Origin of the sequence: Roseivivax marinus (assembly GCF_900109705.1) — a bacterium.
In the GTDB taxonomy this organism is placed as follows: domain Bacteria; phylum Pseudomonadota; class Alphaproteobacteria; order Rhodobacterales; family Rhodobacteraceae; genus Roseivivax; species Roseivivax marinus.
Window position 1 is genome coordinate 148,413 of sequence record NZ_FOAI01000008.1, and the last position, 21,896, is coordinate 170,308.

Genomic DNA, 21,896 nt, shown 5'->3' on the forward strand with positions numbered 1-21,896 from the left:
ATGCGCCGGTTCTTGACACTCGTCAGCGGGGCCGCCGTGCTGGGCGCGGCCAGCCTCGGCGTCGTGATTGCATGGCCTGTCGGCAGTGCAGTGACTCCGATTGCAATAGAGGGCAATGTCGACCGGGGCGCATATCTGGCGCGCGCCAGTGGGTGCATTGCCTGTCATACCAATTTTGAAGCGGGCGGCGCACCACTTGCCGGAGGGGCGCCGCTCGAAACCCCGTTCGGAACGTTCTACCCGCCCAACCTGACGACAGACCCGGAACATGGCATGGGCGAATGGACGGCAGAACAGTTCGCAAAAGCCATGCGGCAAGGCATCGGCCCCGATGGAACGCCGTACTATCCGTCTTTCCCGTACACCTTCTATGCGGATTTTTCTGATCAGGATATCGCTGACCTCTGGGCGGCGTTTCAAACCGTGCCGCCCGTGGACGAGCCTGCACCAGAAAATGATGTCAGCTTCCCATTCGACCAACGATGGGGGCTGAAGCTCTGGCGAGCGGCGTTCTTCTACGATCCGGATACCGAACCGATTGAAGGGCGAAGCGACGCATGGAATCGAGGACGGGAATTGGTGCGCGGTGCGGCACATTGCGGAGCCTGCCATACGCCGCGCAATCTTGCGGGAGGCCGCGATATCGGTGCTTCCTTTGCAGGCAACGCCCAGCTTCCCGGTGGCAGCAAGGCCCCCGCGATACGGCCAAAAGACCTGGTCAAAAATGACTGGACGGTTTCAAACCTCGCTTATGCGCTCCAGACCGGCATCACCCCTTCGGGCGATGCTTTCGGCGGCAGCATGGCGGAAGTGGTTCGCGAGGGAACTCGGTTTCTGACACCTGCCGATCGCGAAGCGATGGCGCTTTTCCTGCTGAACAAGGACACGGTCGAGGCGGAGAACCCCGCGTCGAACTAACACCACGCGGGGGCAACACGCCCCCGCTTTCTCGAGGATCGAAATGAGACAAACACGTCGGGATTTCTTGCGCCATGCAACACTGGCGGCCTGCGCGGCGGCCATCCCGCAGTCGGCTTTTGCCGCGACCCCGTTCGAGGACCTGATTGCCAAGGTTGCACGTCGACAGCTTCTTCCGGACACCTACCCGGAAACAGAGATCTGGGGCTATGACGGCCTCGTTCCGGCCCCGGAAATCAGGGTCACACAAGGCGATCGGGTGCGTCGCAGGTTTCGCAACGAGGTACCCGATCCCAGTTCGGTTCACTGGCACGGAATCCGGATCGATAACGCGATGGATGGCGTTTCAGGACTGACCCAGAAAGCCGTGGCACCAGGTGAAACCTTTGACTACGACTTCGTCGTACCGGACGCGGGCACCTATTGGTATCACGCGCATAATCGCTCATACGAGCAAGTCGCGCGTGGTTTGCGCGGTGCCTTGATCGTCGAAGAGGTCGATGGACCGGACATAGACCGCGAGGAAGTCATCGTTCTGGAGGACTGGTTGCTCGACCCTGAGAGCGGGCAGCTGTTCGACAATTTCGAACAGCCTATGATGATGAGCCACGGTGGACGCATCGGCAACTTTATCACGACCAATGGGCGCTATGACCTGACCTTGCCCGCGAAGCGCAACGAACGCATTCGCTTGCGGATCATCAACGCAGCAAGCGCTCGAATTTTCCCGCTGAGGCTCTCTGGATTCAGTGGCTGGACGGTGGCCGTGGATGGAATGCCAACCGGCCAACCCCAGTCGGTTGACGGCGAGTTGATCCTCGGCCCGGCACAGCGCGTCGACTTAATTGTGGATGTGACCGAAGGCGAAGGCGGCACCGCCCAATTGCTTCGCATCGGCGATGATGATCAACTGACCCCGTTGGTGAGTTTTCTGGTCAACGGCACAGCCAGTTCAGTACCAAGAGGCAAGCCACTGCCGTTGCCGCCGAACCCCGCGGCACACGCCCCGGACCTTGCCGATGCGCGTGATTTGCAACTGGTCATGTCCGGCGGGGCAATGGGGCGAATGCAGTCCGCATTGCTTGGCGGGGAACGTCTTGGATTCCGTCAGCTTGCCCAAGCGGGCAAATTCTGGGCCCTGAATGATGTCGCCGAAATGACCTACACGCCACTGGCCGATCTATCCCTGAACGAGCCGGTGCGCCTGAAGATCGAGAACCAGACCGTTTTCCCACATGCGATGCACCTGCACGGGATGCATTTCCGCGAGCTGCGCCCCGACGGCGCGTTCGGGCCGATGCGGGACACGATCCTGTTGGCCGGCAACGAGTCCCGGGAGATCGCCTTTACGGCAGACAATCCCGGCAAGTGGCTGTTCCATTGCCACATGCTCAGCCACGCCGCATCTGGCATGACAACCTGGATACGGGTCACATGAGATATCTCGTTTGGTCCCTTCCGATCACTGTCGCAGCAGCCGCCTTCACGTATTGGCTCTCGACCAGTGCATCCTCGGATGTCGGCAGCGCGTCCAGGGCGGAGAGCTACGACATCGAAGAAGGCGCGTTGCTTTACGCAGAAAACTGTGCGTCTTGTCATGGCGCGGGTCTGGAAGGCCAGCCGGAATGGCGAACGCCCGGCGCGGATGGGCGCCTGCCAGCACCACCACATGATGAGACGGGTCACACCTGGCATCATCCTGACAGCCTGCTCTTCGATTACACAAAACTGGGGGGTGCGGCGCTTCTGGCGCGTCAGGGCGTCGAATTCGACAGTGGCATGCCCGGTTTCGCAGACGTGCTGACCGACCAGCAAATTCACAACATCCTGGCCTTCATCCGGTCCACCTGGCCAGACCGCATCCGCGAAGTCCAAGCCGCGCGGACAGAAGCCGACGAACAACGGGGAGAGAACTAAAATGCGTTTCAGACAAGCCTTCACGACGGTCGCGATAGCTGCCTTGCTTCCGATACCGGCACTCGCGGACGAACTGTCAGAGTCGCGGGTCAAGGAACTTGTGCTCGAGGCAATCCGCGAGAACCCGGAGATTGTCATGGAGGCCGTCGCCATCCTTGAACAAAGGCAGGCGCAAGCGCAGGAGCTCAGTCAGGCCCAAGTTCTGAATGACCAGCGCGATCTGATCGAGAACGATCCGAATGCGCCGGTTCTCGGCAACCTGGAAGGGGACGTCACTGTTGTGGAATTTTTCGACTACAACTGTCCCTATTGTCGGCGGGTCAAACCCGAGGTGCGGGCTTTGATCGAAGACGATCCCAACATTCGCCTCGTCTATCGTGAATGGCCCATTCTCGGAGACGGATCGGTGTTTGCCGCGAAAGCGGCTTTGGCAGCGCGCAAGCAGGACAAATACGAAGAGTTTCACTGGGCAATGATGGGGCTGGAAGGCCGCGCGGAAGAGGCCTCCGTGCTGCGCGTGGCCGAGGAGATCGGCCTGGATATCGCGCAGTTGCGCAAGGACATGGAGGCCCCCGAGGTCGAAGAGCACATTGCGACCTCCATGCAACTGACCCAAGCTCTGGGCTTTAACGGCACGCCGTCTTTCGTGATCGGGGATGCGCTGGTCCCGGGCTTCGTCGAAAAGGCGCAGCTTGCCGACTTGGTCGAGGAAGCCCGCAAAGTCGAAGACTGAAATTCTGTGCCCGGACCACCCTTGGGTGGTCCAGGCACTGCATCAAGCGGCCGCAGGTTCCACGTTGTAGCCCGCATCCCGAATGATCGCTTGGACCTGATCGGCTGGTAACACGCTGTCGACATGCACCTGTCGGGCAGAAAGGTCACATTCTACGCCTGCATTCGGATCTGCGCTCTTCACCGCGCTTTCGATTGCTGCGGTGCAATGCCCACAGCTCATGTCCGGAACGCTGAACTTCATCGGAACCACTCCTTGATCTGATTTCTATCGGTGACATGGGGCTTCCCCCCGCTGGAAGGTCAAGTGAAGAAATTTATTTGGCGCCCTCCCATTGACCCTCCAGTAACTGGAAGCCTCATATTCCACTTCGAATGGAAAAACAGGTGACACATATGCCCGAACCCAAACAGATCAGCCTGCCGATCGAAGGCATGTCATGCGCGTCCTGCGTTGGCAGGGTCGATCGCGCATTGAATGCAATCGACGGCGTAGAGGATGTGTCGGTGAACCTTGCCTCGGAAACTGCTCGCATGAGCGTGGACGCGCTCAAGCGCATTCCCGACATCATCGAATCCCTTCGCGAGCTGGGCTACCCCGCGCGGAAGGCCAGGGCTGAACTCACGATTGCAGCGATGTCCTGTGCCTCTTGCGTCGGGCGGGTCGATAAGGCGCTTGCCGCGGTGCCCGGGGTGGTCGAGGTGAACGTCAACCTCGCCTCAGAGACGGCGACGGTCGTTTACGTCGAAGGTCTTGTCACGACATCCGATCTGATCGAATCAAGCGGCGCGGCAGGGTATCCAGCAACCGTGGCAACGGCCCAGGCCGGTGACGACAGAGTTGCGCGCAAGGAGGAAGAGGCTCAGGCGCTTGCCAAACGGGTCACCTTTGCGGCCATCCTCGCCTTGCCGGTCTTCCTGATCGAAATGGGTGGCCACGTCATTCCGGCCGTTCATATGCTGATCGAGACCACGATTGGCCAGCAGACGAGTTGGCTTCTTCAGTTCGTGCTGACGACAATCGTTCTCTTCGGCCCGGGCCGGACGTTTTACACCAAGGGTTTCCCGGCCTTGTTCCGGGGTGCCCCCGATATGAACAGCCTCGTCGCGGTCGGCACCGGGGCGGCTTACCTTTATTCCGTGGTTGCGACATTCGTACCGTCGGTCCTGCCTGACACGCTGCGCACCGTCTATTTCGAGGCGGCAGCGGTCATCGTCGTTCTGATCCTTCTGGGGCGGTTTCTTGAAGCGCGCGCCAAGGGGAGAACGGGCGCGGCCATCCAGAAGCTATTAGGGCTTCAGGCGCGGACTGCACGCGTGATGCGGGACGGAGAAAGCGTCGAGATCGAGATCGATGCGCTGGTTCAGGGTGACATCGTCATCGTGCGCCCTGGTGAACGCATCGCGGTCGATGGCGAGGTCATCGAGGGGACCAGCCGCGTCGACGAAAGCATGCTGACAGGCGAGCCGATCCCCGCTGAAAAAGGTGCCGGAGATACGGTGACCGGCGGGACGGTCAACGGCGCCGGAAGCCTGCAGTTCCTCGCCACGCGGGTCGGCGCCGACACGACCCTGGCGCAGATTATTCGCATGGTCGAAGAGGCCCAGGGCGCCAAACTGCCGATCCAGGGATTGGTCGACCGGATCACCTTGTGGTTCGTGCCTACCGTGATGGCGATCGCGGCGGCGACCGTGCTGGTCTGGCTGTTTTTCGGGCCTGATCCGGCCCTGACGATGGCGCTGGTCGCCGGTGTGTCGGTGCTCATCATCGCGTGCCCCTGCGCGATGGGGCTTGCGACGCCGACCTCGATCATGGTCGGGACGGGACGTGCTGCGGAAATGGGTGTCCTGTTCCGTAAAGGTGACGCCTTGCAGCAACTTGATTCCGTTGATGTGGTCGCCCTCGACAAAACAGGCACGGTGACCGAGGGGCGACCCGCACTGACTGACCTTGTGCTGGCGGAAGGGTTCGATCGCCCAACAACGCTCTCGAAGATCGCTGCCGTGGAGTCGCTCTCCGAGCATCCTGTCGCGGACGCCATCGTGCGGGCCGCGCGGGCCGAGGGCGCACCTCTTGTGGCGGCCGAAGGCTTTCAATCGGTCACAGGTTACGGCGTGCGCGCCGTGGTCGAAGACGTGGAGGTGTTGGTTGGGGCCGACCGCTACATGGCGCGCGAAGGCATTGACGTCTCGGCATTGGCTCCAGAGGAAACGAAGATCGCAAGCAAGGGTCGCACGGCGCTTTACGCTGCCATAGATGGGCGTGTCGCCGCCGTGATCGGCGTGGCCGATCCGGTCAAACCGGCAAGCCGCGCAGCCATCGCAGCGCTGCACGAAAAGGGTCTTGCGGTTGCGATGATCACCGGCGACAAACGCGAAACCGCCGAAGCCATCGCCCGCGAAACCGGTATCGACCACGTCATCGCCGGCGTCCTGCCGGACGGCAAGGTTGCGGCGCTCGACAGTTTGCGCCAAGGGAACAAGCGCATCGCCTTTGTCGGCGACGGGATCAACGACGCCCCGGCGCTGGCGCATGCCGATGTGGGCATCGCCATTGGAACCGGCACCGATGTGGCCATCGAATCTGCGGATGTCGTCCTGATGTCGGGCGATTTGCGCGGCGTGGTGAACGCCTTCGAAGTATCGCGGCGGACCATGCGCAACATCCGGCAGAACCTGTTCTGGGCCTTTGCCTACAACGTGGCACTTATTCCGGTCGCTGCCGGGGTGCTTTATCCCGCCTTTGGGTTGCTCCTGTCACCAATCCTTGCGGCGGGTGCGATGGCGTTGTCCTCGGTGTTTGTCCTGACCAATGCCCTGCGGCTGCGGCGCATCGCGCCTGCGATGGACGAGCAGCGCGCAATCCCGGCAGAGCTGGCAGCCGCCACTCCTGCTCCAGCAGAATAACGGAGGTCCGACATGAACATCGGAGACGTTGCCCGACAATCGGGTGTGCCCCCAAAAACAATCCGCTACTACGAGGACATCGGGCTGATCCGCCCGAACCGTAGCGAGAACGGCTACCGCGCGTTCACCGAGAGCCACATTCACAAGCTGGCGTTTCTGGGTCGCGCACGGGCCTTGGGGTTCACCATCGAAGATTGCAGGACGCTCCTGTCGCTCTACGAGGATGAAAACCGCGAAAGCATGCAAGTGAAGGCGGTTGCGGAAGACCATCTGCGCCAGATCGAGGAAAAGATCGCGAAACTGCAATCCATGCGCGCGACGCTCGCCGAACTGGTGGAAAAATGTGCCGGGGATCACCGGCCCGACTGCCCCATCATCGAGGATCTGTCGCCGGAGCGGTTGGCCAAGTGACAGGCAAGAAGGGGCTGTACCTCAGAACCAGATCGCGCGGACCGGCATCCAGATACCCATGAAGATCATCATCAGGTTTTCCGTCAGCGAAATGAACCCCAGCGGGACGGAACTGTCACCGCCGACGCAGGCGCATTTCAGCTCTCTCTTGTCGATATAAACAGCCTTGAACACGCTGACAGCGCCGACCGTGCCGATAAACAGGGCGACAGGCGCCGAGAGCCACAGCAGCGCGCCGGCAGTCATCAGGACACCTGCCAACGCTTCGCCGAACGGGTAGACCTTGCCGTATCGCACCCATTTGCGCGCCAGCAGATCGTAGTTGAGGAACATCGTCGAAAACCCTTCGACATCCTGCAATTTCTGGATCGCGAGAATGGTCATGGACAGCGAAATGAACCATTCGAACCCCCGCAAGGTAAGGACCGACCCGTACTGGTGCCAAGACAGGCCCAATGCCAACAGCGCGGCAACGGAAAAGATCGCGATGACCGGCTGGTAGGTCGTGTCGCTTTGCTCTTCCTCGGGTGGGTCAATGTCGAAAAACACCCTGAGATCATCGTAACCGCCGATCCGTTCGTCCCCGATGAAAGTCTGCGGCGTCGTCTCGACCCCGTGCTTCTCCATGAAAGCATCGGTGTCTTCACGGGTGTCAAGCGGATGGTCTTCCACCTCGAAGCCTTGCCGCTCCAGCAGGTCTTTCGATTTCAGACCGTAGGGGCAGACATGGCCCGGCATGACCATGCGATAAAGCTGCGCGGATTTACTGTCTGTGTCGCGGGGCATGTCCTTTCCTCCTTATCCGCTGCACGTAAGTTGACCACGGAACCCGGCTTCGTAGTCGGTTCCCGCGCTGACGATCAGATCGGTCAGGTCACCGTTCGTCTCTGCGATCTCGGCCGACAGCGGGCCTTCAGAAAATGCATTTTCGCCCTGCGCATTCAGGCGCACCAGATCACCGCTGATCTTCATTGCGGCGGCAGACCCTTCGCCGGTTTCACCAGTCACCAGTACAGCCGGACTGTCCGAGGTGTAAGCAAAGCGACAATTTCCGCCATTCGGGAACACCGCAGCGATTTCGTCTTCCGTCAGAAACTCAGGATCGACCTTCGACACGACCTCCGTTTGAAGCGCCTGTTGCGCATCCACAACCTGCGCCGGCGTTTCGCTTCGCGTGGCCGATGCTTCGCCGTTTGCTCCAATGTCAGCAATAAGGTAGCGCATTTCGGCGATTTCCTTGTCCTGCGCATAGATAATGTCGTCTGCGAGCCCCCGGACGCGCGGGTCGGTGATCTCGGCACGAGTCGACGTCATGATGGCGATCGAGTGGTGCGGGATCATGGCGCGCATGTAGGACCTGTCCTGCACCGTGAATTGCCCGCGAACCAGCCAGAGGCTCGCCGCGAAAAGGACTATTGCGCCAACGAAAATCGCGATGTTGGCTTTGGTGTTCTGATACATGGACAACATGTACGCCAACATGATCACGGCCATGGTCGCCCCCATCAGGATGGCCATGTAAAGGCGTGTCTCCGAAAAGAAGATATGGCCCCAAAGATAGGTGTTCAGGTACATCAGAACGAACATGACCACGGTCGATGTTCCGATCATCATAAAGAATCGTGAGTAGTGCATTTCCAGTCACCTCCTTGCAGTTCTCTGTAAAACAACAACATTCCAGCGCTGGAGAGTTCCAAAAGCACGAATTTTCGTAGTTTCAAGGCAACAAAGGCGCGTCGTTTGCCCCGGTTCACGGCTTCTTTTCTTTGCCCCTGACGCGCACTGAATTTTCATGGGTCCGAGGAGATCGCGCCATGCAGAATTTCACGAGACGAGAATTGATTTGTGCCGGAGCGATGGGTTGCTTTCTGCCCACAACTGCCTGGGCCCACAAAGTCAAATTGCCCGAACGGTTCGAACCACAATTGGTAAACACCCGTCGTGGTGACTGGGTTAAAGGCGATGTCCACGTCGTTCCCGACGATTTTTTCCTTTATTTCATGCTCGAGGACGGGATGGCGATCCGCTACGGGGTCGGGGTAGGGCGCAAAGGTTTGTACGAACCCGGAGAGTTCACGGTAGCGCGCAAGGCCAAATGGCCATGGTGGCGGCCAACGAACGCCATGATCCGGCGCGAGCCACGCAAATACGCAAAGTACAAGGATGGACTGAAAGGCGGGCCAAACAACCCGCTCGGGGCCCGCGCGCTCTATCTCTACGATGCCGAGGGACGCGATACCTATCTTCGCATTCATGGAACGAACGCCCCGGAGACAATTGGGTCTGCCGTGTCGAATGGATGCGCGCGGTTGACGAATGAACATGTGAAGGATCTGTACGAACGCGTTGAAATCGGCGCCCGCGTCTTCCTGTATCCCAAAGTGACAACGGCGTGAGGAGTGTTCTGTCGCCTTGAAGTTCCTCTTCCGGAAATGGCACAAGTGCGGCAGTTGGCGAAAGCCAGTCTATCATTCATGAGGTGACGGAATCGTCTTTGAGCCGGAGGTCTTTCCTTGGCGGGATGACCGTTGCGCTGGCTGGTACCCGCTTGCCAGCAGCGACACACGAGTTGATCCTCGCGCCCCAATCGATCAAGGCGCACCTTGCTGGGTACGACGTGTCGATGTTGGGCTTCAACGGTGGTCTGCCGGGCCCAGAAGTCAGAATGCGACAAGGACAAACCGCCCGCATTACCCTCGATAACCGATTGGAGGAGGGCGCTCTCGTTCACTGGCATGGGTTGCGGGTTCCAAATCGGATGGATGGTGTCAACGTCCTCACTCAGGATGTGGTCATTCCGGGCGACTCGTATCGTTATCAATTCGGCGTCCCGGATGCCGGCACGTATTGGTATCACTCGCATTACCTGTCTTACGATCAGGTCAGCCGCGGTCTTTTCGGCGCCTTCATCGTCGAGGAGCAAAATGCGCCGGCTGTCGACCATGACATCGTTGTTCAGTTCTTCGATGTCTTGCTGGATCAGTCCGGGCAGTACGACGAAGCGTTCAACCCGGCCCACTTCGCAACCGAGGGCCGTATCGGCAATACGGTCACGGCACTTGTTTTCAATGGAACCGGCAAGACTGTGAAACGAGGCGACCGTCTGCGACTGCGTCTCATAAATCCCTCTATCGACAGGGTGTACCGTGTCGGCCTGGATGGTTTGATAGGCAAGATCGTTGCACTGGATGGCATGCCTCTGGCGCATCCTCGGACGCTCGAACCGATCCTTCTCGCTCCGGGGCAAAGATGCGATGTGATTGGTGATGCGACCGGGCCTATTAGATTCGACGACAGCTTTGGAGAACAGACGTTGAGCCTTGGCGAAATCGCTGTTTCCGGTTCCCGTGAGCCCGCGAAAGCGCCCATCACCGCATTGCCCGCCAACCGAATGCCCGCCCCGAAAGACCCCGGCCAAACCGCGGAGCTGGTGCTCCAGGGAGGTGCGGGAAGCGCGTCCCACAACGGCACAGGGACATGGGCGCTCAATGACGTATCCGGCCTGCCTCGAAGGCCTTTCCTATCCGCCGCGCAGGGGACGACCGCGCGCATTTCGATCCGCAACGAAACCGGCTTCCCACACGTCATGCATCTGCATGGCCACCATTTCTGGGAACTCGATGCGGCGGGTGAAGCCGGTCCATACCGGGACTCGACCTATCTGGATACCGGCGAGACGCGGGATATTCTCGTCGTCCTGGACAATCCGGGATCGTGGATGCTGCATTGCCACATGTTGAGCCACCAAGCCGACGGTATGGCAACGTGGATCAGAGTCGGCTGAGGGTCGAGACGGATACATACCGTTACAAATCTCTGAATGATAACAGGCCTTTCGCCGTCTACGTAACCTGACAAGCGAGAAACAGGTCCATCGACTGCCAATGGGAGCGTTCATTGACCCTGACACCAAAATCTCTGGGTATGCTTGCGGCGGCAGGATCAGCTGCCTTGCTGCTTGGGGCCCTCGTTTTCCAGGCTCTTGGCTACGCGCCGTGCGCAATGTGCATCTGGCAACGCTACCCACACGCAATCGCCATTGGAATGGGCGCTATGTTGCTCTTTGCTCTGCCGATCCTGCCAATCCTGATAATCGGTGCCCTGTCGGCACTCAGCACATCCGCGTTGGGAGTGTTTCATACCGGTGTCGAGCGCGGCTGGTGGGAGGGACCGACTTCTTGCACAGGATCCGGCCTCGATATCTCCCAAATGTCGGTATCGGAATTACTGCCCTCTGCCAGCTCAAGTGCTTCGACTCTTGTTCTGTGCGATGAGGTTGTCTGGGAATTACTGACGTTGTCCATGGCCAGTTGGAACGCAATCCTAAGCGGTGTCCTTGCTTGCCTTTGGTTGGTCGCAATCGCAAAAAGTCTTAAGGTTCGATGGCGTGGGGTCGCGGACGTTTTTTGAATCGCCTCACACTCAATAAAAACAGAAGGCTCCGCTTCATGGTTACAAGACGACACTTCCTTGCACTCTCCGGTTCGCTGTTTTCAGCGTCTCTGAGTTTCCCTGTGTTCGCAAAGACCTGGCCGACGAAAGCCGAAAAAGCGGCGTGGGATGCGCAGGTCACGCCCGCCAACTATGACCCAGCAACAACCAACCCATGGGGGCTGCATCCCAGGCTGCTGCCGCAACGCGTGTTGGCGAATGAAGGTTTGCGCCCGGGTGACATTCACGTCGATGCGATCGCGCGCTATCTGTACCATATCGAGGAAGGTGGCACTGCGATGCGCTACGGGGTCGCGATTGCCAAGGGCGATCTCTACGAGCCCGGCACCTACACGATCCGCCGAAAGGTCGAATGGCCGCACTGGACGCCAACGCAGTCAATGATCGAACGCGATCCGGAGGCTTACGAGCGGTTTGCCGACGGTATGGAGCCCGGCCCCAACAATGCCTTGGGCAGCAGGGCTTTGTATCTATTCGTCGGAGAGCGGGATACGTACCTTCGAATTCACGGAACGCCGAGCCCTCGCAGCATTGGCGGCCGGGCCAGTTCGGGATGCGTGCGCATGGTGATGGCCCACATCAATGATCTCTATCCGAATGTCGCTGTCGGATCGACGGCGTTCCTTTACTCGGCCGAAGACAGCGTTACCGCTCGAAGCTAACCTATTGCATCTTTGGCTCACACGCCGAGGACTGCGTCGTGCAGGGACATCTTCCAATGAATTGTTGGACGAACACTCACGGCTGTGTCGCAAGTGAACTTTCGAACTGTGCGATCGCTACGGATTTGTCGTCCTCATCGTTCTCGAACAGCTTTGTGGTTCGCACGCCCGGCAACTTGCCAAAATCCGCCATCAGGCGCTTTGGAAAAAATGTGCGTCCGATGGATTCAAATCCTGGTAATTGTCTGAGTACCGCGGAGGTACTGGCACTACAAAAACCGGAAGCGGCTGGGCCGCTGGCAATTGCAAGCCGCAAGGCCTGCTCCGCGACTTCGGGGGACACATCGATCTCTTGTATGACGACGTGGTAGGTCTCCCGTGCATGAGCCCGTGCGTAAAAATCGGCCACTTGTGGAGTAATGCCATAAAGCACATCTCCCCGTTCCGGTACCGCGCTCAGCCGGACCGTTCCTGCCGGATCGAAGATAACGCGCTGCGACCCATTGATCATGACGCTGCTATGCGCACCCGCCCCGGATCTGTTGCTGATCATGGTGTACAGCGTCAGCGCAGCCGGTCCGTCGTGACGGTAGGATGCACTACTGATGACTTCGGCTGAAGCATCAGGGCGCATGTCGTTTCCTGCACCGCACCCCGCCAAAATCACCACGGTTAGAACTGAGAAAATGCGATTGGAAAAGCGCACCTTGCAGCCTCCTGCCATGAGTTGAATGACTGAATTTTCGGGATATTCAGGGCCTCTAGCAATCTCGACATCAACTCTTCCGGATTTCACCTCTACCGAAACATGGGTTCGGTTTCGGTTGGTATACGGATCCTCGACACATTTTTTTCTGGATATCGCATGTTTCAGATGAAGAGGAGCGTTCGCCCCGAATTGATTTGTCGCAATTTGTAACAGACCCCGCCTTTGTGACCTCGCGATACAAAACACCGGCTCGCGTGGCATTCCGCATCTGCAGGTGCCCCCCATATGCTGGGTATCGCAACACTGACACGAGGTGATCGAAATGAAACGCAACACTTTACTCGCTGCAATGACCCTGGCTGCAACCGCCCTTGGCGGTGCCGCATTCGCGGACGCCAACCACGGGCGTGGGGGACAATTTGGCGCCCAGAGCGGACCAGGCATGATGCAGAACGGTGGTCCCGGTATGATGGGGAACATGGGCGGAATGATGGACATGATGAAGCGCATGCACGGAAACATGATGGGCGCAGGCATGATGGGCGCAGGCATGGGCAGTGGTATGATGAGCCCAGGCATGGCTGGCGGCATGATGCAAATGTTCGACACTGATGGAGACGGCACAACGACGCCGGAAGAAATGCGCACGCTGCTGGAGGCCAAGCTTTCCGAGTTTGACAGCGACGGGGATGGAAGCCTCTCGATTACTGAATTTGAAGCTCTCCACAGCGCGATGATCCGCGAAATGATGGTGGATCGCTTCCAACACCTCGATGCCGATGGCGACGGCGCGGTGACGCCGGAAGAGATGGCCGCTCCTGCCGATAGGATGGAGCGGATGCAGATGATGCGGTCGAATATGGCAGATGCGCCTGCGCGGCCTGGCAACGGTCAGGGCATGGGCAACGGCTCCATGATGCAGGACAACTGAGCCAATGGGTGCCGGTTTTTTTCCGGCACCCGTCCTCACAACCCCAAAACCATTCGCGGTCGGGACATTGAACCGAACCGCGACCTGAACCGTTTAGCCTCGGTATGCCAACAAATAGAGACACGGAAAGGAAAATTCCCATGGCCTATACCTATGATCGCGTCCTGAAAGACACCAAAATCGATGACGCAGAGATGCGTGTTCGGGATGCTTTGGCAGACAAGGGCTTCGGCGTTCTGACTGAGATTGACGTCAAAGCGACGATGAAAAAGAAACTTGATGCGGACATGCCGCCTTACCGCATCTTGGGGGCCTGTAATCCGGGCATGGCGCACAAAGCCATCGAGATAGAGCCTCGCATCGGTGCGATGCTTCCCTGCAATGTTATCCTGCGGCAACTGGACGGCGACACCGAGGTCAGCGCGGTCGATCCTGTCGCTTCGATGCAGGCGGTGCAGAACCAAGACCTGGACGCGGTCGCCGGCGAAGTCCGCGATCTCCTTCGGGACGCCCTCGACACCGCGTGATGGCGGGATGGGCGTTGGATGCCCTGTCGCAGATCGAGCGCCTTTAGCGGTGCTCGATCAATGCCATCTAATCCCCACGTAAATTCCTGATGAGGAACTCAACCAGTGCTGCCAGCGGGATTGCCATTTCCGGATATTGGAACCGACCTCTTCTCCTTCGACATCGGGGGGGTCACATTCGCACTCCGCTGGTACGCGCTAGCCTATATCTTCGGTATCCTGATTGGCTGGCGCATTTGTTCGAGTGCCATAAGCCGTCCCGCGCTCTGGACGTCAGCTGGACCGCCGCTTGACCGAACGCAGATCGAAGATCTTCTGACGTGGATCATCATCGGCGTGATTGCTGGTGGTCGCCTGGGCTTTGTACTGTTCTACCAGCCCGCATATTATCTCGCCAATCCCTTGGAAATTCTGATGGTCTGGCAAGGCGGCATGTCTTTCCACGGGGGGTTCGCGGGAGTTGTCATCGCGGCCTTGCTGTTCTGCCTTAGACAGAACGCGTCATTGCTCAGCACTGGCGACTTGCTGGCTTTGGCAACACCACCAGGCTTGTTTCTTGGAAGGCTGGCGAACTTCACCAACAATGAGTTGTGGGGGCGTCCAACGGACGTTCCCTGGGCGGTGATCTTTCCCGGCGAAGTCGCGCAGGCCTGCCCAGGGGTTAGCGGCCTCTGCGCCCGACACCCGTCCCAGCTGTACGAGGCGGTATTGGAGGGGCTCATTCTTGGAATACTGCTCATTTATCTCGCTTGGGGCCGGGGCTGGCTGAAAATGCCCGGTGCCTTGGCTGGCGTGTTTCTGACCGGCTATGGTCTTGCCCGAAATTTCGTCGAGATGTTCCGGCAACCGGACCAGCAGTTCGTGACGGAAGATAACCCAATTGGCCATGCGCTCCACTTTGGTGAGTGGGGTTTGACCATGGGCCAGTTGCTCTCCATGCCAATGGTGCTGGTCGGGCTGGCGTTGATCGTGTTCGCCCGGCGGGAACGGGGCCGGACAGCGCCACCCCGCAGAGCCGCAATGTAATCGCCGTACTGATCTCTCTTGACCCTCCTGTGGATGGAAGCCCCAAGCAAGAGAAGCATTCTCGGAAAGGACCGCAAAATGAGCACCCCCGACAGTTCTGAAACCACAGCAGCTTCCTCGGTATTCGTTTGCCCCATGCACCCTGAGGTGCGGCAGTTTGAGCCCGGCAAATGTCCGAAATGCGGGATGCACCTCGTGCCGGAATCGGAGCTCGAGGTCCATTCAGCACATGATCATCAAGAACACCACGCGGGTGCCACGCCGGCCGATGGCCGATATGATCTGGTTCCTACAGGACATGATGGTCCCATTTTCACCTGCCCGATGCACCCTCAGGTGCGGCAGCCTGATCCGGGCGCGTGTCCGATCTGTGGTATGGGATTGGAACTGGAATCCGGTGTGCCGGGCGATGAAGGTCCAAATCCCGAACTGGTGGATTTCACACGGCGGTTCTGGGTCGGCACAGTCCTGACGATCCCGCTCCTTGTCCTCACGATGGGGCCATTCGTCGGTTTCCCCGCAGTCCGGACTTTTTTTGGCGAAAGCACCACACAATGGATCGAATTGATCCTGGCAACGCCAGTGGTCTTGTGGTGCGGCTGGCCGTTTCTGGAACGCGGATGGATTTCGTTCCGCACATTGAACCTCAACATGTTCTCCCTGATCGGCATGGGCGTTCTTGCCGCCTGGCTCTTCAGCGTCGTTGCCGTTCTCGCACCGGACATATTCCCTGATGGGTTCCGAGACTCCGAAGGCCATGTCGGCGTCTATTTCGAGGCGGCGGCGGTGATCGTGACGCTGGTGCTGCTCGGCCAGGTGATGGAACTACGCGCCCGCGAGGGGACCGGCAAGGCGATCCGCGCGCTTCTCGACATGGCGGCAAAGACCGCGCGGGTCATCCGGGACGACGGATCCGAGGAGGAAATCCCGCTGGAGGACGTGCAAGTCGGGGACCGGCTGCGCGTGCGGCCCGGTCACAAGGTGCCGGTCGATGGCGTGGTTCTGGACGGCCGGTCCTCGGTCGACGAAAGCATGATCTCCGGTGAACCCGTGCCGGTCGAGAAGACCGAGGGCGACCCGCTGACCGGCGCGACGATCAATGGCACCGGCAGTCTGGTGATGGAGGCGACGCGTGTCGGGTCCGACACGATGCTGGCTCAAATTGTCGAGATGGTGTCGAACGCGCAGCGCTCGCGCGCCCCGATCCAGAAATACGCCGACAAGGTGGCGGGATATTTCGTTCCGGCCGTCATCGGTATCGCGGTCCTGTCCTTCATCGCCTGGGCGATCTGGGGGCCCGCGCCTGCGCTTTCCTACGCATTGATTTCGGCGGTGGCGGTTCTGATCATCGCCTGTCCTTGTGCGCTTGGCCTGGCGACACCGATGTCGATCATGACAGCGACAGGACGGGGCGCTCAGGCAGGGGTGCTGATCAAGAACGCCGAGGCGCTGGAGCGGTTCGAGAAAGTCGATACCCTGATCGTCGACAAGACCGGCACGTTGACCGAAGGCAAGCCGCGGCTTGTCGACGTACTCCCGCAACCCGGCCACGACGAAGCCGAGGTCTTGCGTCTCGCCGCATCGCTTGAGCGCGGATCGGAGCACCCCTTGGCCGAAGCGATCGTCAGGGGTGCGGAGGAGCGAGATGTCAAAATGGACGAGGCACGGGACTTCGAGGCGGTCACTGGCAAGGGCGTCAAGGGGGTCGTTGACGGCAAAGCGGTCGCGCTCGGCAATTTGGCGATGATCCGCGAATTGGGGCTCGAGGCGGGCGCGTTGACCGCCAAGGCCAATGCCCGCCGCGACGAAGGCGAGACGGTCATGTTCGTTGTGCTGGATGGCGAGATCGCCGGTCTAGTTGCTGTCGCCGACCCAGTGAAGGAGACCACGCCAGAAGCCATCGAGGATCTGCATGAACTGGGGTTCCGCGTCATCATGGCGACCGGCGACAACGAACGCACGGCCAAGGCCATCGGCACGCGGCTCGGAATCGATGAGATCCGGGCCGACGTGCTGCCGGAGGACAAGGCGCGGATCATCCTTGAGTTGCAAGAGGCGGGCCACAAGGTCGCCATGGCCGGGGATGGCGTCAACGACGCCCCCGCGCTCGCGCAGGCCGATGTCGGCATCGCCATGGGCACCGGCGCCGATGTGGCCATCGAAAGCGCGGGCGTCACGCTGGTCAAGGGCAACCTTGATGGTATCGTGCGTGCGCGGCGGCTCGCCCGGGCCACGATGCGCAACATCCGCCAGAACCTGTTCTTCGCGCTGATCTACAACGCCTCCGGCGTGCCGGTCGCGGCGGGAGTTCTGTTTCCCTTCTTTGGCATCCTCATCAGTCCGATGTTTGCTGCCTTCGCCATGAGCGCGTCGTCAATCTCGGTGGTGCTCAATTCGCTGCGCCTTCGCGGCGTTCGTATCTAGAAGCGCGCAACAGCGTTCGGACGAACCAAAATTAAAAGGGGGCCATTTATGCAGAGCGAAAAAGAAACGTACCGCGAAAATTCCATCAGTCTGGGCGGAGCCGTTGCGATGGGGACAGGCGTGATGATCGGCGCTGGAATCTTTGCGTTGACGGGGCAAATCGCGCAGCTCGCCGGCCCGCTTTTCCCGCTTGCATTCATCGCCGGCGCGGTCGTCACAAGCTTCAGCGCCTACAGCTACATCAGGATGTCGAACAAATGGCCGTCCTCGGGTGGCATCGCCATGATCCTGCAGAAATGCTATGGCCCCGGAGCCATCGCGGGCGGGGCCGCACTGCTGATGGCGCTCAGCATGGTGATCGCGGAAAGCCTCGTCGCCCGGACCTTCGCCACCTATGTCTTGCGCCCTTTCGATATCGAAGGTGGCCCATTGGTCCCCGCTCTGGCCGTGGCCGTAATCGTTTTCGCCTTTCTGGTGAACATGGCCGGAAACCGCTCGGTCGGGCTGTTTTCATTGATTATGGCAGCAATCAAGATCGGTGGCATAGCTCTGTTCGGCATCGCTGCTTTGTGGTCTAGTGGTTTTGCGTTCGCTGCGGCTTCCGAGACGCCTCAATCCTATGGCATCACGGGTTTCATAGCATCCACGGCGCTGGCTATCCTCGCCTTCAAAGGGTTCACGACGATCACCAACAGCGGGGCCGAGATCACCGAACCAAACCGCAACGTTGGCCGAGCGATCATGTTCTCGATCGGGATCTGCGTCGTCGCCTACCTGTTGGTCGCCTTCGGGGTTGGTTCGAGTCTGACGATCGAGGAGATCATCTCAGCGCGTGACTATTCTCTTGCACAAGCGGCGCAGCCCGCCCTTGGACAAACCGGCTTCATATTGACGGTGATCCTAGCCGCTGTCGCAACCGCATCGGGCGTTCTGGCCAGCGTCTTCGCGGTGTCGCGTATGCTGGCGATGCTGACCGACATGGAAATGATCCCGCACAGCCATTTCGGTATGTCCGGCCCTATCCAACGCCACACGCTGGTCTATACCGTTGTCATCGCCGCGACGTTGGCCGTGCTTTTCGATCTTGGCCGGATCGCATCCCTCGGTGCTTTCTTCTACCTTGTCATGGACATGATCATACATTGGGGCGTGTTCCACTATCGTCGAGCAGACGTCGGCGCCTCAGGTATCGTGCTTTTGACTGCCCTGGCGCTCGATGTAGTTGTACTGGCAGCTTTCACCGTGATGAAGCTTCAAAGCGACCCGATGATTGTTCTCTACGCGGCTGCTGGGATGATCGCTGTGTTCGCCTTCCAGCGCGTTTACTTGTCGCAATGGGTGGCACCGCAAGTCGCCCCCGCCCACGCCCACGGTGATTAGCCTGCCATCACCTGGCCTGAAGAGATGCGATGCCTTGTGCGCCGATCGTGATCAGCCCGACCGACAAGGCAAACGCAGCCAGGGCAAGCAGCATCACGCTTGTGTTCATGGGCAAGCGACGAACAATCGGTCCAAGAAATTCCGACCGCCCGAGAGCCGAAACGTAGAGCGGCAACGCGCTTATCATGGTCGCATAGAGGTAAACGCCGGAGATGTTCTCGAAAAACGCTGAGCGCGCAAGAGTCGGGGACACAACCGCCAAGGCGGTTGAACGATTGCCGCCGAATGACCCGAACCAGTCGGCAGATAGAACGTATATAAGCGCGTGTAGACCTGGAAAGAGAAGGGCTCTGAGCAACACATCGACCAGCACGAAAAACGCCGTGTCTCTTGAGCCCGCCTTTGGTTGCTTTGTCATAGCGAAAAGGAAAAAACTGACATAGTTGACGGCAAAAACCACGGGCAAACCGTTGGTCGCAACCTGCCTTAGAAAGCGCATGAGTGCCGGTCCGCCGGCAGCAAGAGCCGGAGCAAAGCCCGGAGCCAGTAAGACGTAGAACAACAGGACCGGCAGTAATGCAGCGAAGCTGAACAGCAGGACATTTCTAACAAACTGGGCCGCGGGCATACTGATAGAGAAAAATCTATCCATTGAAATAGCCTGCCATGTGGGCACCACTAGGTCGATGATACGTTATCGATCCCTCCCAAGCGGACGGAAGCGACAAGCCGGTTGCGGGCATTCCATGAGCAACCCATCTCCCGCCCGCTATCGTACGACCAACTGGTCCAGCTACAACGCATCGCTGCGCAAGCGGGGGTCCCTGCTGATCTGGGTCGACGAAGACATCACTTGGCGCGCGCCCTCACCGCCGCCCTCCTAGCCGGCACGATATCATTTCTGTCCCCCTGCGTGCTACCTCTTGTGCCAGGTTATGTCTCCTACGTAACCGGGCGCACAGCCGCTGAGGGCGGGGTGGTCGGCGCTTCGCCGTCGCGCGCGGTCTGGCTGAGCCTGTGTTTTGTCCTCGGCTTCTCCACCATCTTCATGGGGCTTGGCGCATCCGCGACTGCAATGGGTCAGGCCCTGCTTCGGTGGCGGTATGAACTCAACCTCGTTGGGGGCGGCATCATCATTTTCTTCGGGCTCTTCATGATAGGAGCCGCGCGTGTTTCGGTCATGGAACGCGACTTCCGATTCAATCTCAACATCCCCGGGGGCCAACCCGCTGCGTCCTATGTCCTCGGTCTTGCCTTCGGTTTCGGCTGGACTCCGTGCATCGGCCCGATCCTCGGCGCGATCCTGACAGCCAGTGCGGCGAGTGCCACGATGGGCGAAGGTATCATGCTGCTTGCCGTCTATTCCGCCGGCCTTGGAATACCGTTTCTGATCGTGGCCGGATCCACCGACCAGATCGCGGGACGGTTGCGGGCCATCGGCCGGGTTGGCCGCCGCCTCCACCAGCTTGCGGGCATAGTGATGATCTTGATGGGGCTGGCGATGATGACAGGGCAGTTGAGCGCGCTGTCATACTGGATGCTCGACGTATTTCCGGTTCTGGGACGGATCGGATAGCTCCATTAGTAGCAGCGTCTATTGATAACAGAAAATTTTCTTGAACCTCTAGTAGCTTTAGGAGTTAAGCCACCGACAAAGAACGGCACCATGGAGCAAGTTGCCAATAACGCCTCACTCCTTCCCGGGCGAACAACACTGCGTTCGGGGTAAGGTTCGGTTTGCCGTCCAATGCGTGAACGGAGCAATCTATATGCTGACAAGACGACATTTCATCCAGACGACCACCGCGCTGTTTTCGGCATCGATATCCAGCCCGCTCCTTGCAGACACGTGGCCTACCGATGCGCAGAAGGCAGCTTGGGACGCACAGGTTACACCTCCCGGCTACGACCCGGCCACGTCCAACCCTTGGGGCCTTCACCCTCGCTTCCTGCCACAGCGGGTCCTCGCGAAGGACGGACTTGTACCCGGTGATATCCATGTCGATGCTGTTGCGCGCTATCTCTACCACATCGAAGAAGGCGGCACGGCGATGCGCTATGGCGTGGCGATCGCGCGCGGTAAACTTTACGAACCGGGCACCTATACGATCAAGCGCAAGGTCAGGTGGCCGCATTGGCAGCCGACACAAAACATGATCGACCGCGACCCAGAGCTCTACGCCGATATCGCTGACGGTATGGAACCCGGACCTGAAAACGCGCTCGGATCGCGAGCCCTCTATCTCTTCGTCGGCGACCGAGACACCTATCTAAGGATTCACGGGACACCGTATCCAAGAAGCATTGGCGGCCGTGCGAGTTCCGGCTGCGTCCGAATGGTCATGGCACACATCAATGATCTCTATCCCAACGTCGAGATTGGCTCGACGGCATTCCTGTACTCGGCGGAAGACAGCGTCACCCCGAGAAGTTGACTGGCGCATCATGTGTTACGCGTGGGCTTGACGCATCTATGGGCTGATCAGGACTGGCGCGAAGTGCAGATGGGGTTGCCACCTGTCGAGCGTAGCGGAACCAAGGTGTTTTCCACCGGACCGCTGTGTTCATACCAATAACAGCCATCCTCGGGACGAAGCCGCGCCGTGGTGAGATCCTGACCAGGCGCAGCAAGGGCAATGACGGCCTCGGGAACACTTCCCACTTCGTTGCGAGCGCCGCCGTCGTCCAGCGTTGGCACCGCGCAGCCAGCAAGCACCAATGTCGCTGCGATAATCGGCGCGTTTCGTTTCTGCATGTCTACCTCACTCATTCTGATCGCTTCGTACCGGCAAGCGTTGCTCCAACCGCGTCGTTTCAAGGGGGCGGCTAGCTTCAAGCCTCCGCAGGGCGCCTTTCTTGCTGGACGAATATCCACTTGTTGCCCTTGAAGCTCTAGTTAC

Annotated in this window: 23 protein-coding genes and 1 pseudogene; 18 read left to right on the top strand and 6 right to left on the bottom strand. The window is 59.5% G+C overall.

The window, feature by feature from the left end; genetic code table 11:
* Genes BMX29_RS11810 through BMX29_RS11825 form a run of 4 tightly spaced genes read left to right on the top strand, consistent with a single transcriptional unit; the run spans position 1 to position 3,568 of the window.
* Positions 1 to 918 carry a c-type cytochrome gene (locus BMX29_RS11810; protein ID WP_092813071.1) on the top strand — a complete coding sequence of 306 codons (918 nt, stop codon included), beginning with the start codon at positions 1 to 3 and terminating at the stop codon, positions 916 to 918.
* 43 nt (positions 919 to 961) lie between these two features.
* A complete protein-coding gene (locus BMX29_RS11815; protein WP_092813074.1) occupies positions 962 to 2,356 on the top strand; it encodes a multicopper oxidase family protein in 1,395 nt (464 codons plus the stop codon).
* Positions 2,353 to 2,835 carry a c-type cytochrome gene (locus BMX29_RS11820; RefSeq protein ID WP_007803408.1) on the top strand — a complete coding sequence of 161 codons (483 nt, stop codon included), beginning with the start codon at positions 2,353 to 2,355 and terminating at the stop codon, positions 2,833 to 2,835. The genes BMX29_RS11815 and BMX29_RS11820 overlap by 4 nt, the downstream gene beginning before the upstream one ends.
* A 1-nt stretch (position 2,836) precedes the next feature.
* Positions 2,837 to 3,568: a DsbA family protein gene (locus BMX29_RS11825; RefSeq protein ID WP_009807488.1), complete on the top strand. Its 732-nt coding sequence runs from the start codon at positions 2,837 to 2,839 to the stop codon at positions 3,566 to 3,568.
* Between the two features lie 42 nt (positions 3,569 to 3,610).
* Here BMX29_RS11825 and BMX29_RS11830 read toward each other — a convergent pair whose 3' ends face one another.
* Entirely contained in the window at positions 3,611 to 3,811 is a 201-nt protein-coding gene (locus BMX29_RS11830) for a heavy-metal-associated domain-containing protein (protein WP_007803412.1), read from the bottom strand.
* Between the two features lie 152 nt (positions 3,812 to 3,963).
* On the opposite strand from BMX29_RS11830, the gene BMX29_RS11835 reads away from it, so the two are divergent.
* The gene (locus BMX29_RS11835) at positions 3,964 to 6,474 is read left to right on the top strand and encodes a heavy metal translocating P-type ATPase (RefSeq protein ID WP_092813077.1); all 2,511 of its coding nucleotides are present in this window, start codon (positions 3,964 to 3,966) and stop codon (positions 6,472 to 6,474) included.
* 12 nt (positions 6,475 to 6,486) lie between these two features.
* Positions 6,487 to 6,885 carry a Cu(I)-responsive transcriptional regulator gene (cueR, locus tag BMX29_RS11840; protein ID WP_007803416.1) on the top strand — a complete coding sequence of 133 codons (399 nt, stop codon included), beginning with the start codon at positions 6,487 to 6,489 and terminating at the stop codon, positions 6,883 to 6,885.
* Between the two features lie 21 nt (positions 6,886 to 6,906).
* On the opposite strand, the gene BMX29_RS11845 is transcribed toward cueR, so the two are convergent.
* Together BMX29_RS11845 and BMX29_RS11850 are read right to left on the bottom strand one after the other, a co-directional pair.
* Positions 6,907 to 7,671 carry a MauE/DoxX family redox-associated membrane protein gene (locus tag BMX29_RS11845; RefSeq protein ID WP_012187037.1) on the bottom strand — a complete coding sequence of 255 codons (765 nt, stop codon included), beginning with the start codon at positions 7,669 to 7,671 and terminating at the stop codon, positions 6,907 to 6,909.
* A gap of 12 nt (positions 7,672 to 7,683) precedes the next feature.
* On the bottom strand, positions 7,684 to 8,520 hold the full coding sequence (locus tag BMX29_RS11850) for a DUF305 domain-containing protein (RefSeq protein ID WP_012187184.1): 837 nt from the start codon (positions 8,518 to 8,520) through the stop codon (positions 7,684 to 7,686).
* A 179-nt stretch (positions 8,521 to 8,699) separates the two neighbouring features.
* Here BMX29_RS11850 and BMX29_RS19755 point away from each other — a divergent pair, with 179 nt between their 5' ends.
* The 4 genes from BMX29_RS19755 (at position 8,700) to BMX29_RS11870 (ending at position 11,999) form a co-directional block, all read left to right on the top strand.
* Positions 8,700 to 9,281, top strand: a complete 582-nt coding sequence (locus BMX29_RS19755) for a L,D-transpeptidase (RefSeq protein WP_012187183.1) — start codon at positions 8,700 to 8,702, stop codon at positions 9,279 to 9,281.
* Between the two features lie 173 nt (positions 9,282 to 9,454).
* On the top strand, positions 9,455 to 10,669 hold the full coding sequence (locus BMX29_RS11860; RefSeq protein ID WP_244889224.1) for a multicopper oxidase family protein: 1,215 nt from the start codon (positions 9,455 to 9,457) through the stop codon (positions 10,667 to 10,669).
* Positions 10,670 to 10,809: 140 nt separating this feature from the next.
* Positions 10,810 to 11,295, top strand: a complete 486-nt coding sequence (locus BMX29_RS11865) for a disulfide bond formation protein B (RefSeq protein ID WP_092813080.1) — start codon at positions 10,810 to 10,812, stop codon at positions 11,293 to 11,295.
* A gap of 38 nt (positions 11,296 to 11,333) precedes the next feature.
* Positions 11,334 to 11,999, top strand: coding sequence for a L,D-transpeptidase (locus tag BMX29_RS11870; RefSeq protein ID WP_092813083.1), 666 nt, complete (start codon positions 11,334 to 11,336; stop codon positions 11,997 to 11,999).
* Positions 12,000 to 12,075: 76 nt separating this feature from the next.
* On the opposite strand, the gene BMX29_RS11875 is transcribed toward BMX29_RS11870, so the two are convergent.
* On the bottom strand, positions 12,076 to 12,687 hold the full coding sequence (locus BMX29_RS11875) for a hypothetical protein (protein ID WP_054540624.1): 612 nt from the start codon (positions 12,685 to 12,687) through the stop codon (positions 12,076 to 12,078).
* Between the two features lie 343 nt (positions 12,688 to 13,030).
* On the opposite strand from BMX29_RS11875, the gene BMX29_RS11880 reads away from it, so the two are divergent.
* The 5 genes from BMX29_RS11880 to BMX29_RS11900 all read left to right on the top strand — a co-directional run bounded on the left by BMX29_RS11880 (position 13,031) and on the right by BMX29_RS11900 (position 18,996).
* Positions 13,031 to 13,639 carry an EF-hand domain-containing protein gene (locus BMX29_RS11880; protein WP_244889225.1) on the top strand — a complete coding sequence of 203 codons (609 nt, stop codon included), beginning with the start codon at positions 13,031 to 13,033 and terminating at the stop codon, positions 13,637 to 13,639.
* A 140-nt stretch (positions 13,640 to 13,779) separates the two neighbouring features.
* Complete coding sequence (locus tag BMX29_RS11885; protein ID WP_007803435.1) at positions 13,780 to 14,166, top strand: DUF302 domain-containing protein; 387 nt, start codon at positions 13,780 to 13,782, stop codon at positions 14,164 to 14,166.
* A gap of 105 nt (positions 14,167 to 14,271) precedes the next feature.
* A complete protein-coding gene (lgt, locus tag BMX29_RS11890) occupies positions 14,272 to 15,192 on the top strand; it encodes a prolipoprotein diacylglyceryl transferase (RefSeq protein ID WP_027238585.1) in 921 nt (306 codons plus the stop codon).
* A gap of 78 nt (positions 15,193 to 15,270) precedes the next feature.
* Positions 15,271 to 17,616 (top strand): copper-transporting P-type ATPase, encoded by a 2,346-nt coding sequence (locus tag BMX29_RS11895; protein ID WP_175471183.1) that lies wholly within the window; start codon positions 15,271 to 15,273, stop codon positions 17,614 to 17,616.
* 48 nt (positions 17,617 to 17,664) lie between these two features.
* Positions 17,665 to 18,996, top strand: coding sequence for an APC family permease (locus tag BMX29_RS11900; protein WP_092813092.1), 1,332 nt, complete (start codon positions 17,665 to 17,667; stop codon positions 18,994 to 18,996).
* Between the two features lie 7 nt (positions 18,997 to 19,003).
* Here the strand turns inward: BMX29_RS11900 and BMX29_RS11905 are convergent, their stop codons facing one another.
* On the bottom strand, positions 19,004 to 19,648 hold the full coding sequence (locus tag BMX29_RS11905) for a hypothetical protein (RefSeq protein ID WP_092813095.1): 645 nt from the start codon (positions 19,646 to 19,648) through the stop codon (positions 19,004 to 19,006).
* Positions 19,649 to 19,742: 94 nt separating this feature from the next.
* Between BMX29_RS11905 and BMX29_RS18835 the strand changes: the two are divergent.
* The 3 genes and pseudogenes from BMX29_RS18835 to BMX29_RS11915 form a co-directional block, all read left to right on the top strand.
* Positions 19,743 to 19,862: pseudogene (locus BMX29_RS18835) on the top strand (IS5/IS1182 family transposase); the annotation flags it as partial.
* A complete protein-coding gene (locus tag BMX29_RS11910; protein ID WP_092813098.1) occupies positions 19,850 to 20,572 on the top strand; it encodes a cytochrome c biogenesis CcdA family protein in 723 nt (240 codons plus the stop codon). The pseudogene BMX29_RS18835 and the gene BMX29_RS11910, both read left to right, overlap by 13 nt.
* 193 nt (positions 20,573 to 20,765) lie before the next feature.
* Complete coding sequence (locus BMX29_RS11915) at positions 20,766 to 21,431, top strand: L,D-transpeptidase (RefSeq protein ID WP_007803448.1); 666 nt, start codon at positions 20,766 to 20,768, stop codon at positions 21,429 to 21,431.
* A gap of 47 nt (positions 21,432 to 21,478) precedes the next feature.
* Here BMX29_RS11915 and BMX29_RS11920 read toward each other — a convergent pair whose 3' ends face one another.
* A complete protein-coding gene (locus tag BMX29_RS11920; RefSeq protein ID WP_425314277.1) occupies positions 21,479 to 21,766 on the bottom strand; it encodes a hypothetical protein in 288 nt (95 codons plus the stop codon).
* Between the last annotated feature and the right edge of the window lie 130 nt (positions 21,767 to 21,896).